Genomic DNA, 15,269 nt, shown 5'->3' with positions numbered 1-15,269 from the left:
GGCGGAGCGCGGGCCTCCACCCTGCGGAGTAGGAGAGCCCGGCGCGGATCGGCCCTCCGAGCGACCCGAACGCCACCGCGCCGTCCCTACGCTGGATCGGGTGCAGCGCGTCTACGACTTTCTCCGCAGGCACCCGACCGAGGTCGACGGATTCTGGGCGCTGGTCCTGATGTCGGTCTCCTTGGCGGCGGTCGTCGGGGGTGTCGAGAGCGGTACCGGGAACCTCGCGCTGATCGTTCCCTTCGTGGTGCTGCTCTGCCTCGCCATGGCCCTGCGCCGGCGTTTCCCTGAGCGGATGCTGCGGCTGGGCATCGCCCTCGGGCTCGGTCAGCTGGCGCTCGACGTCGCGGTCACGGTCGCGGACTTCGCGCTGCTAGCGGTCGTCCACACGGCGGCGGCCACCGGGGGGCGTCGTGCCTCGCGCGTCGCGCTGGTCGCCGGCCTCTGCGCCGCTCCGCTGGCGCAGCTGCGCTGGCCCGGCGATCAGACGGGGCCGGCGGGCGGTCTCCTGATCGCCACCTTCCAGGCCGTGCCGTTCGCCCTCGCCTGGGTGCTCGGCGACTCCGTCCGCACCCGCCGGGCCTACCTCGCCGAGTTGGAGGAGAGGGCGGCCCGACTGGAACGGGAGCGCGAGGCACGGGACCAGATCGCCGTCGCCGCCGAACGCGCGCGGATCGCGCGGGAGATGCACGACGTCGTCGCGCACGACGTGTCGGTGATGGTGGTGCAGGCGGACGGCGCGGCCTTCGTCCTGGACACCGCGCCGGACCAGGCGAGGACGGCCCTGGAGGCCATCTCGTCCACCGGTCGTCAGGCCCTCGCCGAGATGCGCCGGCTGCTCGGCGTGCTGCGCACCGGAGAGCCCGGGCAGGAGGGGGACTACCTCCCGCAGCCCGACGTGGGTCGCATCGGGGACCTGGTCGAACAGTGCCGGGGTGCCGGATTGCCAGTCGACTTCAGGGTCGAGGGGACACCTCGGGCGCTGCCCGGCGGCGTGGAACTGACCGCCTACCGGATCGTGCAGGAGGCGCTGACCAACACCCGCAAGCACGGTGGTCCCGACGCGGGCGCCAGCGTGCGCCTGGTCTACTTCGACGACGGGCTCGGGCTGCTCGTCGAGGACGACGGCAGGGGAGCCACCCGGGAGGTCCTCGAAGCCCGCGGGACCTGCGGCGAGGGACACGGCCTCATCGGCATGCGCGAGCGGGTGGGCATGGTCGGGGGCACCCTGGACGTCGGCCCCCGGGCGGGCGGCGGATTCCGCATCAGCGCGCTCCTGCCGCTCGGGTCCGCGCTGTGAGGGACCCCGAGTGAGGCACGGGCCGCGCACGTCGCCGGACCCCTGTACCAAAGGCGGCTGGCAGAGCTGCGCGCTCAGTCCGCCGAGCACGCGCAACGCTGACCCCTCAGAAGCACGATCCCGCCCCGTCCGCGCGCCGCTCGTGGTCCGGCCCGCGCCGAACCACTCGCCCGCGGTTCAGTCGAGACAGAACTCGTTTCCCTCGATGTCTCGCATCACCAGGCAGGACTCGTCGAAGCCGTCCGCCCGCAGCAGGCGCACCCGCTCGGCTCCCAGGGCGACGAGCCGCTCGCACTCCGCCTCCAGGGCGGCGACGCGCTCCTCGCCGACCAGGCCCGTGCCGGCCCGGACGTCCAAGTGCAGCCGGTTCTTCACGACCTTCCCCTCGGGCACGCGCTTGAAGAACAGACGCGGGCCCGTGCCGGAGGGGTCGACGCAGGCGAACGCCGAGCCCTGCCGCTCCTCCGGCAACGACCGGTCGAAGGCCGCCCAGTCGGCGAACCCCGGAGGCGGCGGCGGGACGACGTACCCGAGCACCTCGCACCAGAAGCCCGCGAGTCGTTCGGGATCGGCGCAGTCGAAGGTCACCTGGAACTGCTTGATCGACGTCATCCCGGCACCCTACAGGCGGGTGGGGACAGGCGGTCCGCGTCCGCTGTCGGGCATGGCGACGGCGGACGGCGGCGTCCCGAAGGAGGCGCGTCGGGGCCGTGCTCGTGGACGGACGGGCTCTGCCGCGCGCCGGTTTCCGGGGGGTTCCGGCGCCGCGACCCGACATGGAGGCCATTGGCCGAGACCGGCGACGGTGTCGAGTCCGGTCAGCGCAGAACGCTCTCCAGGAAGTCGTCGCCGAGCCGGGCGACCGCGGTCGCGTCCAACCGGTACTGCACGTACCGCCCCCGGCGGCGCGACGTCAACAGCCCCGCCCGCCTCAGCACCGCCAAGTGCCGGGACACCTCCGGTGCCGTGACCCCGTGGGTGCGCGCCAACTCGCCCGTGGTGTAGGCGCCCCTTGCCAGATCGCGGCAGAGCCGCGTCCGCAGCGGGTGAGCCAGGGCCGCCATCCGCCGAGCGGGCGACTCGGCCGGGGCGGGCTCCCCGGCGTGGACGGGGTAGTGCAGCACCGGCCGCCATCCGGGCCGGTGAAGCACCACCAGATGGGGTCGGCCCAGACTGGTCGGCACCAGGGACAGACCGTCCTCGCCGGCCGTGGAGCGGCCCTCCGCCAGTTTGTCGACGACGACCAGCCCGGCGTCCTCGTCCAGCGACACGGCGGTCGAGACGGACGACAGCGCCGCGGCCAGGCCCCGACGCCGCAGCAACTCCGTCCTGTGTCGGGCGTCCGCGTGGAGTCCGGGTCGCAGCCGCGCCCAGACCTCCGCGAAGAAGGCCTCGTCGCAGTCGACCACGAACCCGCGAAGCCAGGAACGCACGCGCGGTGGATCGGCCAGCAGACGCTCGCTGAAGCGCAGTTGTCGCGGCCCTCGGGCCGCGGCCAGATCCAGGGCCCACCGGCGTGTCTCCCGGTCCGCGAGGACCGACGCGGAGCCGCCGTCTCCCGGCCGTGCGCAGACGAACTCCAGCGCCGCGTCCGCGAAGCGCTCGTCCGAGAGCCGGTCCATCAGGTCCAGTTCCTCGGCGAGCGAGGCGCCCGGCGGACCGCCGCCGGGGACGCCGGCGAACGCCAGGAACAGGTCGGAGAACGTCGTGCGCCACAGGAAGTCCGCCTCGCACATCCGGTCCGCCAGATGCGGGTCGAGACGCGTCGTCACCTCCGCCGCCCACCCCCGCAGCCCGGGGTGGTGCCCAGGCTCGGCCAACGCGTGCAGAGCCATGCCGAGTTCGGCCAGGGGCGACGGCACCACGGCGACCCGCTCGGGGGCGAGTCCCCGCACGTCGATCGTCACGCTCATGCGTCCCATGGTGCACGAGTCGGCGGTCGGGCCCGCCGCCGATTGACCGTCGGCGTCAATCGGCGTGCCCGGTCGAGGGCGGGTGGCACAGCCTGGGGTCCGGTCGAGGCGATACCGCCCGAACCGTCGCTGTCACCTCGCCACGAAGGGCGGACCGATCGTGATCCCGAGCCAGGAGTACGTTCTCGCCGTTCACCGAGACCGTCTGCGCCCCAGCCCGGCCGCGCGCCCGCCGGCCGGGCTGGGGCGTACGGCCTCCGCCCGAGCGCGCCCGCGCGGAGCGTACCGGTGGGGCGTGGGCCGCCTCGCGGGCTCGCGCCGGTCCGTCGTGGGCGTGCTCCGGCGGATCGCCGGAGGTCGCCCCCCGGCCCGACCCCCGCGCGCGGTCCGTTGAGGGAGGGGGATTCCGCCCCGGTTGCCGGGCCCCGCCCGCGCTCGCGCCCGCCCGCCCTCGGCCACCGTCGGGGACGACGGGGGACACCGCCCGAATCCGGCGCGTTAGCATGACGAGAAGTCGTCCGGTACCCGAAGCGGACTGGAACGGGAAGGCCACCTCCGCGTGAACACAGCCTCACAGCACGATCCCCGCGCCCGCCCGGCCAGGCTGACCGTCGGTGTCGTCGGCGCCGGCCGCGTGGGGCCCACGCTCGCGGCAGCGCTCGGACTCGCCGGGCACCGCCCGGTCGCCGTCTCCGGCGTCTCCGACGCCTCCCGCGAGCGGGCCGCGGCGCTGCTCCCGGGCGTCCCCCTGGTCGAGCCGGCCGAAGTGCTGCGCCGCGCCGAACTGGTGCTCCTGACCGTCCCCGACGACGCGCTGCCCGGCCTGGTGAGGGGGCTCGCCGAGACCGGGGCGGTACGGCCCGGACAACTGCTGGCGCACACCTCCGGGCGGTTCGGCGCGCGTGTCCTGGCCCCGGCGCAGCGGGAGGGCGCCCTCCCGCTGGCCCTGCACCCGGCGATGACGTTCACCGGCACGCCCGTGGACGTGCGGCGCCTGGCCGGCTGCTCCTTCGGTGTGACGGCACCCGACGGACTCCGGCTGGCCGCCGAGGCCCTGGTGATCGAGATGGGCGGCGAACCCGAGTGGATCGCCGAGGAAAGGCGCCCGCTCTACCACGCGGCGCTCGCCCTCGGCGCCAACCACCTGGTCACTCTCGTCGCCCAGGCCATGGAGGTGCTGCGGGCGGCCGGCGTCGAGGCACCGGACCGCATGCTCGGGCCTCTCCTGGGGGCCGCCCTGGACAACACCCTGAGGTCCGGCGACGCGGCGCTCACCGGTCCCGTGGCGCGCGGCGACGCCGGCACCGTGGCGGCCCACATCGAGGAGTTGCGGGCGCACGCCCCGCAGGTCGCCGCCGGCTATGTGGCGATGGCCCGCGCCACCGCCGACCGGGCGCTCGCCGGTGGCCGGCTTCGACCCGAGCACGCCGAGGCCCTGCTCGGGGTACTCGCCGACGGTACGGCCCGCACCGAGGGAGACGCCCGATGACCACGACGCTGCTGCGCACCGCGGCCGAGCTGCGCGCCCGGCCCCGGCGAGGGCGACGGGCCGCGGTGATGACCATGGGCGCCCTCCACGCGGGCCACGCCGCCCTGATCCGCGAGGCCCGTTCGGAAGTCGGCCAGGCCGGCGAGGTCGTCGTCACGGTCTTCGTCAACCCGCTCCAGTTCGGAGCCGGCGAGGACCTCGACCGCTACCCCCGCGCCCTCGACTCGGACGTCGAGCTCGCCGCCGAGGCGGGCGCCGACACCGTCCTGGCACCCGCCGTCGCGGAGGTGTACCCGGGCGGCGAGCCGCGGGTCCGGGTCAGCGCGGGACCGATGGGCCGGCGGCTGGAGGGGGCCTCCCGCCCCGGCCATTTCGACGGGGTGCTCACCGTCGTCGCCAAGCTGCTCCACCTCACCCGACCCGACCTGGCGTTCTTCGGCCGCAAGGACGCCCAGCAACTCGCACTCGTCCGCCGCATGGTGCGCGACCTCGACTTCGGCGTGGAGGTCGTCGGCGTCCCCACGGTCCGCGAGGAGGACGGCCTGGCCCTCTCCAGTCGCAACCGCTACCTGTCGGTGCCCGAGCGGCGCACCGCGCTGGCGCTCTCCCAGGCTCTGTTCGCCGGTGCCGACCGGCACGCCGCCCAGGAGGCGCTCCGTGCCCGGGCCCGCGAGGTGCCGGGCACCCGATCCCGGGCCGAGGCGCTCGACGCGCTGGGCGAGGCGCGCGCGGCGGCGGACGCACACGCCGTGTCGTTGGCCGAGCCCGGTGCCGCCGCCGCCGTCCGCGACGCCGCCCGGCAGGTACTCGAGGAGGCGGCCGGACTCACCCCGCCACTGGAGCTGGACTACCTGGCGCTGGTGGATCCCGAGGACTTCGCCGAGATCGGGGACGATCACCTCGGTGAAGCCGTGCTCGCCGTCGCCGCGCGCGTCGGCGCGACCCGGCTGATCGACAACGTCGCCCTCACCTTCGGAGCCGCCTCGTGAGCAGCACGGGCATACGTCTGCACGCCCCCGCGCCCGGTTGGGCGGTCACCGCGGACGTGGTCGTCGTCGGCTCCGGGGTCGCCGGTCTCACCGCCGCCCTGGGCTGCGAGGCCGCCGGTCTGCGCACCGTGGTCGTCACCAAGGCACGCCTCGACGACGGTTCCACCCGCTGGGCCCAGGGCGGCATCGCCGCCGCCCTGGGCGAGGGCGACACCCCGGAACAGCACCTGAGCGACACTCTGGTGGCCGGGGCCGGCCTGTGCGACGAGGAAGCGGTCCGTCTCCTGGTCACCGAGGGCCCGGCGGCGGTGCGCCGGCTGATCGACACCGGCGCCCGGTTCGACGAGTCCGGGGAGGGCCGTCTCGAGCTGACCCGGGAGGGCGGGCATCATCGCCGCCGGATCGCGCACGCGGGCGGCGACGCGACGGGCGCGGAGATCTCCCGCGCGCTCGTCGAGGCGGTGCGCGCACGGGGCGTCCGCACTGTCGAGAACGCCCTCGTCCTGGACCTGCTGACGGATGGCGAGGGTCACGCCGCCGGTGTCACCCTGCACGTCATGGGGGAGGGACAGCACGACGGGGTCGGTGCCGTGCACGCGCCCGCCGTGGTGCTGGCGACGGGCGGAATGGGTCAGGTGTACTCGGCCACCACCAACCCCTCGGTCTCCACCGGTGACGGTGTCGCGCTGGCGCTGCGCGCGGGCGCGGAGGTGAGCGACCTGGAGTTCGTGCAGTTCCACCCCACCGTGCTCTTTCTCGGCGCGGACGCGGAGGGCCAGCAACCCCTGGTGTCGGAGGCGGTGCGCGGGGAGGGCGCCCACCTGGTCGACGCGGACGGGGTGCGCTTCATGCGAGGCCGGCACGAGATGGCCGACCTCGCGCCGCGGGACATCGTCGCGAAGAACATCATGCGGCGAATGCGGGAGATGGGCGCGGAGCACATGTACCTCGACGCGCGAGGCTTCGGGGCCGACATGTGGGAACACCGTTTCCCGACCATCCTCGCCGCCTGCCGCGCCAACGGCATCGACCCGGTGACCGAGCCGATTCCGATCGCCCCCGCGGCCCACTACGCATCCGGCGGCGTCCGCACCGACTCCCGTGGCCGGACCACGGTCCCCGGCCTGTACGCCTGCGGCGAGGTCGCCTGCACAGGTGTCCACGGCGCCAACCGACTCGCCTCCAACTCCCTGCTGGAGGGGCTGGTGTACGCCGAGCGCATCGCGGCCGACATCGCCTCGGGCGCGCGCGCCGGCGGCCTGCCCGCGCGGGTGCCGGGGCCCGTTCCGCACCCGGAGGCGCCCGGCCACCCCCTCCTCCCCGCCGAGGCGCGGTTCGCCATCCAGCGGATCATGACCGATGGCGCGGGCGTCCTGCGGTCGGCCGAGTCCCTGGCCCGCGCGGCCGATCGACTCCACCTCCTCTACGCGGAGGCGCGCGACGCGCTGCGCGAGCGTGGCAAGACCGCCGAACCGGGTGTGGACACCTGGGAGGCCACCAACCTGTTGTGCGTCGCGCGGGTGCTGGTCGCGGCGGCGGCGCTGCGCGAGGAGACCCGCGGGTGCCACTGGCGCGAGGACCGTCCCGACCGCGACGACGCCGCGTGGCGCCGGCACGTCGTCGTCCGTCTCGGCCCGGACCGCGCTCTGGCTGTGAGCACCACCGGGTCCACCGATTTCCCCCCGACCGCAGCACCCCGGCAGAGCCCTCAGGAGCAGTGACCGACGTGACCTCCACCGAACTTTCCCTCGACTCAGCCGGCCGCGGCACCCGAGCCGACCGCGCCCGCCCGGCCGACGAGGACCGCGCGGAGTGCGGCCTGGACCCCGCGCTCGCCCGGATCCTCGCGGACGCCGGTCTCGACCCCGTCGAGGTCGAGGACGTGGCCACCGTCGCCGTGCGGGAGGACCTCGCCGGCGGGGTGGACGTCACCACCGTCGCCACCATCCCCGAGGACGAGGTGTCCACCGCGGACCTCGTCGCCCGCGAGGCGGGTGTGGTGGCCGGCCTCCGGGTGGCCGAGGCGATCTTCTCCGTGGTGTGCTCGGACACCCTGGAGGTGGAACGGCACCGGGAGGACGGCGACCGGGTCGCGCCCGGCGAGCGGCTGCTCTCGGTCACGGCACGCACCCGCGACCTGCTCACCGCCGAACGCAGCGCGCTGAACCTCCTGTGTCGGCTGTCCGGGATCGCGACCGCGACCCGTGCGTGGTCCGACGCTCTGGCGGGCACCGGCGCCCGGGTGCGCGACACCCGCAAGACCACGCCCGGACTCCGCGCGTTGGAGAAGTACGCGGTGCGGTGCGGCGGCGGCGTCAACCACCGCATGTCCCTGTCGGACGCCGCGCTCGTCAAGGACAACCACGTGGTGGCCGCGGGGGGCGTGGCGCCGGCCTTTCGGGCGGTCCGGGAGCGTTTCCCCGGTGTGCCCGTCGAGGTCGAGGTCGACACCCTGCACCAGCTCCGCGAGGTCCTGGAGGCGGGTGCCGACGTGATCCTGCTGGACAACTTCACCCCCGGCGAGTGCGCGGAGGCGGTGGCCCTGACCGGGGGCCGGGCCGCTCTGGAGGCGTCCGGGCGACTCACTCTGGAGAACGCCGGCGCCTACGCCGCCACCGGCGTCGACTACCTCGCGGTGGGTGCTCTCACCCACTCGGCCCCGATCCTGGACGTCGGGCTCGACCTGCGACCGGCGGAGTAGGAAGCGACCTCATGCTGCTGACCATCGACGTGGGCAACACCCAGACGGTTCTGGGCCTGTTCGACGGAGAGGACGTCGTGGAACACTGGCGCATCTCCACGGACCCCCGCCGGACCGCCGACGAGCTGGCGGTCCTGCTCCAGGGCCTGATGGGGAGGCACCCGCTGCTCGGCGACGACCTGGGCGACGGGATCGACGGCATCGCGATCTGCGCGACCGTCCCGTCGGTGCTGCACGAGCTTCGCGAGGTGACGCGGCGGTACTACGGCGACGTGCCCGCGGTGCTCGTCGAGCCGGGCGTGCGCACAGGGGTGCCGATCCTCACCGACCACCCCAAGGAGGTCGGGGCCGATCGGATCGTCAACGCGGTCGCGGCCGCCGGTCTGTACGGCGGACCGGCAATCGTCGTGGACTTCGCGACGGCGACGACCTTCGACGCGATCAGCGCGCGCGGGGAGTACGTGGGCGGGGCCATCGCGCCCGGAGTCGAGATCTCCGTCGAGGCCCTCGGGGTCAGGGGGGCGCAGCTCCGCAAGATCGAGGTGGTCCGTCCTCGCGGCGTGATCGGCAAGAACACGGTGGAGGCGATGCGCGCGGGCATCGTCTACGGGTTCGCCGGGCAGGTCGACGGCCTGGTACGGCGGATGGCGCGGGAGCTCGCCGACGATCCGGACGAGGTGACCGTGATCGCGACGGGTGGGCTGGCCTCGGTCGTGCTGGGGGAGTCCTCGGTGATCGACGAGCACGAGCCGTGGCTCACCCTCAAGGGGCTGCGCATGGTCTACGAGCGCAACGTGGGCCGCGGGTAGCCCCCGGGGGACTCGATGGGCGGGTGGGGCGGCGACGCACCCCCACCCGGGTGGCACCACACGCCACACCCGCCCCGTATGTCGAGTTTGTCTGATTAGCGCGTATCGTCGCCGCATGCCCACGCCATACGGATCGCGCGGCGGCCTGGCGTTCGGCGCGGAGGAGCTGCGTGTGCTCCGTCGCGCCCTCGCCCTCGCCCTCCACTCCAGCCCCGTCTCGGCCGAGGACGCCGAGGACTGCCTCCGCCTCTCCGTCCTCCTGGACGAGGCGACGCGGGAGAGCGCCCGGTTGCGGGCCTTTCTGGCGGCCGACCTCGCCCGGTACCGCGCGGCGCTGCCCGGGGCCGCCGCGGGCTATCTGACCCGTCTGGACGAGGCGTTGGCCTCGGGTCACCTCCCCCACGCCGACGACCTCGCCGCCTTGGACCGTCTGGCGGCCGGAGATCACCCCGGGGCCGGCCCCCTCCTGGAGCGCTGCCGAGCGCTCGTGCCGCCCGCGGCCCTCCCCCGTGCCAGGGAGGCGGCCGGTGTTCCCCCGGCGCGGCTGCCGGAAGGACGCCCGGTGGCCTTCGCTTCGCGGACCCGCCTGCTGGCCCTCCCCGGCGGTCGTTCCGCCCGCGCCGCGACACCGCCCGACCGCGAGCCCTCCAGCGCCCCGGAGAAGGAGCCGGAACGCCGGCCCGCTCCCAAGCCGGCGCCGAAGCCGGCACGGGAACCCGCTCCCCGGCCGTCCCCGCCCAAACGGCCGATCCCCACCCCGGGGGAGGTGTTCCCCCGGCGCAAGCCCGATCGGCCCGCTCCCGGCGGCCACGCGGGCCCCGCCCGCCTCGCCGCCGGCTGACCGCCGACCCCGGACGGCCGCCGGCTACCCTGGAGCCATGGACTACGTCTCCGCTCTCCTGCCGCCGGCCGTCATGGCCGTGCTCTTCGTCGCCGTGATCCGGGTGATCATCAAGTCCCAGGGGGGCGCCAACAAGGCCAAGGAGGACGCGGTCGTCGACGCGGCCCTCGCGCGAGTCCGGTCGGGGCGGGATGCCCCGGGTTCCTGAGCCGGGCACCGGGGCGCGTGGGACCGGGGCGCACCGACCCCGAGGAGGGCGTGCACCGACCCCGAGGAGGGCGCGTCGATGCACGGAGGGGAGCGCGCCGAATTTCGTGCGACCGGTGCGCCTCGTTGCCCCGTTTGCCATCACCCCAACCCATTTGCCACTCGAAACGCTCATTCATCAGGTAATTGGCGGGATCTGCCGCTACTGTGCTGAGCTGTGCCTCGCCCATTGGGAGAACTCGAAGACGCGGTCATGACGCGGGTGTGGAAGTGGAACCGCCCGGTCACCGTTCGGGAAGTGCTGGAAGATCTCCAGCGGGAGCGGTCCATCGCGTACACCACGGTGATGACCGTTCTGGACAATCTCCATCAGAAGGGCTGGGTGCGCCGCGAGGCGGAAGGCCGGGCCTATCGGTACGAGGCGGTCTCCACCCGGGCCGCGTACGCGGCTGCCCTGATGAACGACGCCTGGTCGCAGAGCGACAACCCGGCAGCCGCCCTCGTCGCCTTCTTCGGGATGATGAGCGAGGAGCAGCATCGGGCACTCGACGACGCCATCCGGGTCGTCCGGGGGCCCGAGGCGGGGGCCCTCGGAGGGGCTTCCGGCCGCGTCGCCGATCCCGCCCCGGGTGTCAACCCCGCCTCGGTCCGGGACGGTGACGGGCGATAACGTCCGCCCATGTCAGCAGCGCGTTCCCAAACCCCCGTGAACACCTTCACCGTTCGCCGTGCCCGCACCGCCGACGTCCCGGCCGTGCGCGGCCTGCTCGACGCCTACGCCCGCGGAGGCATCCTGCTCGACAAGGCGATGGTGACGCTCTACGAGGACGTCCAGGAGTTCTGGGTGGCGGTCCGCGGCGAGGACGGCGAGGTGGTGGGCTGTGGCGCGCTGCACGTGATGTGGGAGGACCTCGCCGAGGTCCGGACGCTGGCCGTCAAGCCCGACCTGAAGGGCGCCGGCGTGGGTCACCGAGTCCTGGAGAAGTTGCTGGAGACCGCGCGCCTGCTGGGAGTTCGGCGCGTATTCTGCCTGACCTTCGAAGTCGAGTTCTTCGGCCGGCACGGCTTCGTCGAGATCGGTGAGACCCCGGTCGACACCGATGTCTACGCGGAGCTGCTCCGTTCCTATGACGAGGGTGTCGCGGAGTTCCTCGGTCTCGAACGAGTGAAACCGAACACCTTGGGTAACAGTCGGATGCTTCTGCATCTGTGATCTCTCGGGGGAGTCGTGATCCGTCGGCATCCCGAGGCGCCCCGTGGCGCTATTCCGGGCGCCGCCGCCGGGTCGCGGTTCCCTATGTCCGAAACGCGCAGCTTTCCGGACGGTCGGGGAGCGGGGCGGCGCGGCGGGGGGTTTGTGTTTTCCGGGCAAAGGCGGTTTGCTTTCCGGCGTACTGCAGTACTGCGTATATCAGGGGACGGCGATACGGCGGGACGCCGGCACCCCAGGTCCTCAGTTATCGATGAAAGGAAATCCGGTGGCACAGAAGGTTCAGGTCCTTCTTGTCGACGACCTCGACGGTGGCGAGGCTGACGAGACCGTGACGTTCGCGCTGGACGGCAAGACCTACGAGATCGACCTCACCACCGCCAACGCGGACAAGCTGCGTGGGCTGCTGGAGCCCTTCGTGAAGGGCGGTCGGCGCACCGGCGGGCGTGCCTCGGGACGTGGCAAGGGACGTTCGGCTTCCGCCGGCTCCGGCCAGGACACGGCCGCGATCCGGGCCTGGGCGAAGGAGAACGGCTACGACGTCAACGACCGGGGCCGGGTCCCGGCGAGCATCCGTGAGGCCTACGAGAAGGCCAACGCCTGAGTCGACCGACGGACCACGGGTGAACGACGCACCCGGGTTCGAAGGCGGTGGCGGTCCTCCGCCAGAGCGGGACGGAGGGGGCCGGGATCTCGTGTTCCCACGCCGGGGCGCGAACGTGCCCCGGTCGTGCGGGCGGCTGTCGCGCTCGTCGGCTGGGGGGCCGGCGAGCGCGGAGGCGCGCGGTGCGCACCACGCCGGGCGCGGAAGGGCGCTCGACCGCAGCGGGGGCCGGCCCGGGGGCGAACGGGTCCGAGAAGGCCGAAGCCGACCACACCGAGTACCCGGGCGGACGCGTTCCGCCGCCGGAGGGGTGCCGCACGGTGGCGGGCGGCGGCGCCGGCTTGTTCGCCCGTAGCGGAGGAGAAGGGGCGAATCGGCATGGCCGACCCCGGTCTTCGGGTAGGACATCCCTTGTGGGAGGGGGCGACACGCAGGTTCGACCGTCTCGCGTTCGCCATCGGCGTACTGGCGAGTGGGGTATCCGCTTGGCCTGCGGGAACATCGTCTCGCACCATCGGGTTGGAGCACATGTCGGCGTTCGGGGTCAGGAGGCCAGGTACGGGTGTCGACAGTCGGAATGAGCGGTCCCCGCTCGCGGGACTAAGCTGCGGAAGGACAGGGAGGGGAAGTTCCCCTAACTGCCTGACCGCTCTGAGGAGCGATTAACGATGTTCGAGAGGTTCACCGACCGCGCGCGGCGGGTTGTCGTCCTGGCTCAGGAAGAAGCCCGGATGCTCAACCACAACTACATCGGCACCGAGCACATCCTCTTGGGTCTGATCCACGAGGGTGAGGGTGTCGCCGCCAAGGCCCTTGAGAGCCTCGGGATCTCGCTCGAGGCGGTCCGCCAGCAGGTGGAGGAGATCATCGGTCAGGGCCAGCAGGCCCCGTCCGGACACATTCCCTTCACCCCCCGTGCCAAGAAGGTTCTGGAGCTCTCGCTTCGTGAGGCCCTCCAGCTCGGCCACAACTACATCGGCACGGAGCACATCCTGCTCGGCCTGATCCGCGAGGGCGAGGGTGTCGCCGCCCAGGTCCTGGTCAAGCTGGGCGCCGACCTGAACCGAGTGCGGCAGCAGGTCATCCAGCTGCTCTCCGGATACCAGGGCGGCAAGGAGGCCGCGACGGCCGGTGGCCCCGCCGAGGGCACGCCCTCGACGTCCCTGGTCCTCGACCAGTTCGGCCGCAACCTCACCCAGGCCGCCCGCGAATCCAAGCTCGACCCGGTCATCGGGCGCGAGAAGGAGATCGAGCGGGTCATGCAGGTGCTGTCCCGCCGCACCAAGAACAACCCGGTGCTTATCGGTGAGCCCGGCGTCGGCAAGACGGCCGTCGTGGAGGGCCTCGCCCAGGCCATCGTCAAGGGCGAGGTGCCCGAGACGCTGAAGGACAAGCACCTTTACACCCTGGACCTCGGCGCCCTGGTCGCCGGTTCGCGGTACCGCGGCGACTTCGAGGAGCGCCTGAAGAAGGTGCTCAAGGAGATCCGCACCCGCGGCGACATCATCCTGTTCATCGACGAGCTGCACACCCTGGTCGGCGCGGGCGCCGCCGAGGGCGCCATCGACGCGGCCTCCATCCTCAAGCCGATGCTGGCCCGAGGCGAGCTGCAGACCATCGGCGCGACCACGCTGGACGAGTACCGCAAGCACCTGGAGAAGGACGCGGCCCTGGAGCGCCGCTTCCAGCCGATCCAGGTCGCCGAGCCGTCGCTGCCGCACACGATCGAGATCCTCAAGGGCCTGCGGGACCGCTACGAGGCGCACCACCGGGTGTCGATCACGGACGAGGCGCTGGTCCAGGCCGCCACGCTGGCCGACCGCTACATCTCCGACCGCTTCCTTCCCGACAAGGCCATCGACCTGATCGACGAGGCCGGGTCGAGGATGCGGATCCGTCGGATGACCGCCCCGCCGGACCTGCGCGAGTTCGACGAGAAGATCGCCGGGGTCCGCCGGGACAAGGAGTCCGCGATCGACTCGCAGGACTTCGAGAAGGCGGCCTCCCTGCGTGACAAGGAGAAGCAGCTTCTCGCCGCCAAGGCCAAGCGGGAGAAGGAGTGGAAGGCTGGCGACATGGACGTCGTCGCCGAGGTGGACGGCGAGCTGATCGCCGAGGTCCTCGCGACGGCCACCGGCATTCCCGTCTTCAAGCTGACCGAGGAGGAGTCCAGCAGGCTGCTCCGGATGGAAGAGGAGCTGCACAAGCGGGTCATCGGCCAGAAGGACGCGGTCAAGGCGCTCTCCCGGGCCATCCGCCGCACGCGTGCCGGGCTGAAGGACCCGAAGCGCCCCGGTGGGTCGTTCATCTTCGCCGGCCCCTCCGGAGTCGGCAAGACCGAGCTGTCCAAGGCGCTCGCCGAGTTCCTCTTCGGCGACGAGGAGGCCCTGATCTCCCTTGACATGTCCGAGTTCAGCGAGAAGCACACGGTCTCGCGGCTCTTCGGCTCGCCCCCCGGATACGTGGGCTACGAGGAGGGCGGCCAGCTCACCGAGAAGGTCCGTCGCAAGCCGTTCTCGGTGGTGCTGTTCGACGAGGTCGAGAAGGCGCACCCGGACATCTTCAACTCGCTGCTGCAGATCCTGGAGGACGGTCGCCTGACCGACTCCCAGGGCCGGGTCGTGGACTTCAAGAACACGGTCATCATCATGACGACCAACCTCGGCACCCGGGACATCTCCAAGGGCTTCAACCTCGGCTTCGCCGCCGCGGGTGACACGAAGACCAACTACGAGCGCATGAAGAACAAGGTCTCGGACGAGCTGAAGCAGCATTTCCGTCCCGAGTTCCTGAACCGTGTCGACGACGTGGTGGTCTTCCCGCAGCTGAGCCAGGACGACATCCTCAAGATCGTCGACCTGATGATCGGCAAGGTCGACGAGCGGCTCAAGGACCGTGACATGGGGATCGAGCTCTCCCAGTCCGCCAAGGAACTGCTGTCCAAGAAGGGCTACGACCCCGTGCTGGGGGCACGTCCGCTGCGCCGGACCATCCAGCGCGAAGTCGAGGACGCGCTCTCGGAGAAGATCCTCTTCGGCGAGCTGCGTCCGGGGCACATCGTGGTCGTGGACACCGAGGGGGAGGGCGACTCCCGGACCTTCACCTTCCGGGGTGAGGAGAAGGCGGCGCTGCCCGACGTCCCGCCCATCGAGCAGGCGACCGGCGGAGCCGGTCCGAACCTGAGCAAGGAGGCGTAGCCCCGTCCC

General features: G+C 72.8%; 14 protein-coding genes. 12 read left to right on the top strand and 2 right to left on the bottom strand.

Annotation, left to right across the window (positions count from 1 at the left end):
• Nucleotides 1–100: 100 nt before the first annotated feature.
• Nucleotides 101–1,300: a sensor histidine kinase gene (locus JEK78_RS09215; RefSeq protein WP_200263611.1), complete on the top strand. Its 1,200-nt coding sequence runs from the start codon at nucleotides 101–103 to the stop codon at nucleotides 1,298–1,300.
• Between the two features lie 177 nt (nucleotides 1,301–1,477).
• On the opposite strand, the gene JEK78_RS09210 is transcribed toward JEK78_RS09215, so the two are convergent.
• The gene (locus JEK78_RS09210) at nucleotides 1,478–1,912 is read right to left on the bottom strand and encodes a VOC family protein (RefSeq protein ID WP_200263610.1); all 435 of its coding nucleotides are present in this window, start codon (nucleotides 1,910–1,912) and stop codon (nucleotides 1,478–1,480) included.
• A gap of 206 nt (nucleotides 1,913–2,118) precedes the next feature.
• Complete coding sequence (locus tag JEK78_RS09205) at nucleotides 2,119–3,213, bottom strand: DUF5937 family protein (RefSeq protein WP_200263609.1); 1,095 nt, start codon at nucleotides 3,211–3,213, stop codon at nucleotides 2,119–2,121.
• A 559-nt stretch (nucleotides 3,214–3,772) separates the two neighbouring features.
• Between JEK78_RS09205 and JEK78_RS09200 the strand changes: the two genes are divergently transcribed.
• The 11 genes from JEK78_RS09200 to JEK78_RS09150 all read left to right on the top strand — a co-directional run bounded on the left by JEK78_RS09200 (nucleotide 3,773) and on the right by JEK78_RS09150 (nucleotide 15,260).
• The gene (locus tag JEK78_RS09200) at nucleotides 3,773–4,702 is read left to right on the top strand and encodes a DUF2520 domain-containing protein (protein WP_200263608.1); all 930 of its coding nucleotides are present in this window, start codon (nucleotides 3,773–3,775) and stop codon (nucleotides 4,700–4,702) included.
• Nucleotides 4,699–5,691, top strand: coding sequence for a pantoate--beta-alanine ligase (gene panC / locus JEK78_RS09195; protein ID WP_200263607.1), 993 nt, complete (start codon nucleotides 4,699–4,701; stop codon nucleotides 5,689–5,691). Before JEK78_RS09200 ends, panC begins: the two co-directional genes overlap by 4 nt.
• The gene (locus tag JEK78_RS09190) at nucleotides 5,688–7,412 is read left to right on the top strand and encodes an L-aspartate oxidase (protein ID WP_200263606.1); all 1,725 of its coding nucleotides are present in this window, start codon (nucleotides 5,688–5,690) and stop codon (nucleotides 7,410–7,412) included. Before panC ends, JEK78_RS09190 begins: the two co-directional genes overlap by 4 nt.
• Entirely contained in the window at nucleotides 7,409–8,392 is a 984-nt protein-coding gene (nadC, locus tag JEK78_RS09185) for a carboxylating nicotinate-nucleotide diphosphorylase (RefSeq protein WP_200263605.1), read from the top strand. Before JEK78_RS09190 ends, nadC begins: the two co-directional genes overlap by 4 nt.
• 11 nt (nucleotides 8,393–8,403) lie before the next feature.
• Nucleotides 8,404–9,201: a type III pantothenate kinase gene (locus JEK78_RS09180; protein WP_200263604.1), complete on the top strand. Its 798-nt coding sequence runs from the start codon at nucleotides 8,404–8,406 to the stop codon at nucleotides 9,199–9,201.
• 115 nt (nucleotides 9,202–9,316) lie between these two features.
• Nucleotides 9,317–10,042, top strand: coding sequence for a hypothetical protein (locus tag JEK78_RS09175; protein WP_200263603.1), 726 nt, complete (start codon nucleotides 9,317–9,319; stop codon nucleotides 10,040–10,042).
• A gap of 37 nt (nucleotides 10,043–10,079) precedes the next feature.
• Nucleotides 10,080–10,250, top strand: coding sequence for a hypothetical protein (locus JEK78_RS09170; RefSeq protein WP_200263602.1), 171 nt, complete (start codon nucleotides 10,080–10,082; stop codon nucleotides 10,248–10,250).
• 252 nt (nucleotides 10,251–10,502) lie between these two features.
• On the top strand, nucleotides 10,503–10,919 hold the full coding sequence (locus JEK78_RS09165; protein ID WP_200263601.1) for a BlaI/MecI/CopY family transcriptional regulator: 417 nt from the start codon (nucleotides 10,503–10,505) through the stop codon (nucleotides 10,917–10,919).
• Between the two features lie 9 nt (nucleotides 10,920–10,928).
• Entirely contained in the window at nucleotides 10,929–11,462 is a 534-nt protein-coding gene (locus JEK78_RS09160) for an amino-acid N-acetyltransferase (protein ID WP_200263600.1), read from the top strand.
• Nucleotides 11,463–11,727: 265 nt separating this feature from the next.
• Nucleotides 11,728–12,063, top strand: coding sequence for an Lsr2 family protein (locus tag JEK78_RS09155; RefSeq protein ID WP_200263599.1), 336 nt, complete (start codon nucleotides 11,728–11,730; stop codon nucleotides 12,061–12,063).
• A 668-nt stretch (nucleotides 12,064–12,731) separates the two neighbouring features.
• Nucleotides 12,732–15,260 (top strand): ATP-dependent Clp protease ATP-binding subunit, encoded by a 2,529-nt coding sequence (locus JEK78_RS09150; protein WP_200263598.1) that lies wholly within the window; start codon nucleotides 12,732–12,734, stop codon nucleotides 15,258–15,260.
• Nucleotides 15,261–15,269 lie beyond the last annotated feature (9 nt).

Origin of the sequence: Streptomyces sp. HSG2 (assembly GCF_016598575.1) — a bacterium.
Taxonomy (GTDB): domain Bacteria; phylum Actinomycetota; class Actinomycetes; order Streptomycetales; family Streptomycetaceae; genus Streptomyces.
Note: the sequence above shows the minus strand (reverse complement) of the source record. Positions and strands in the feature narration are given on the sequence as shown.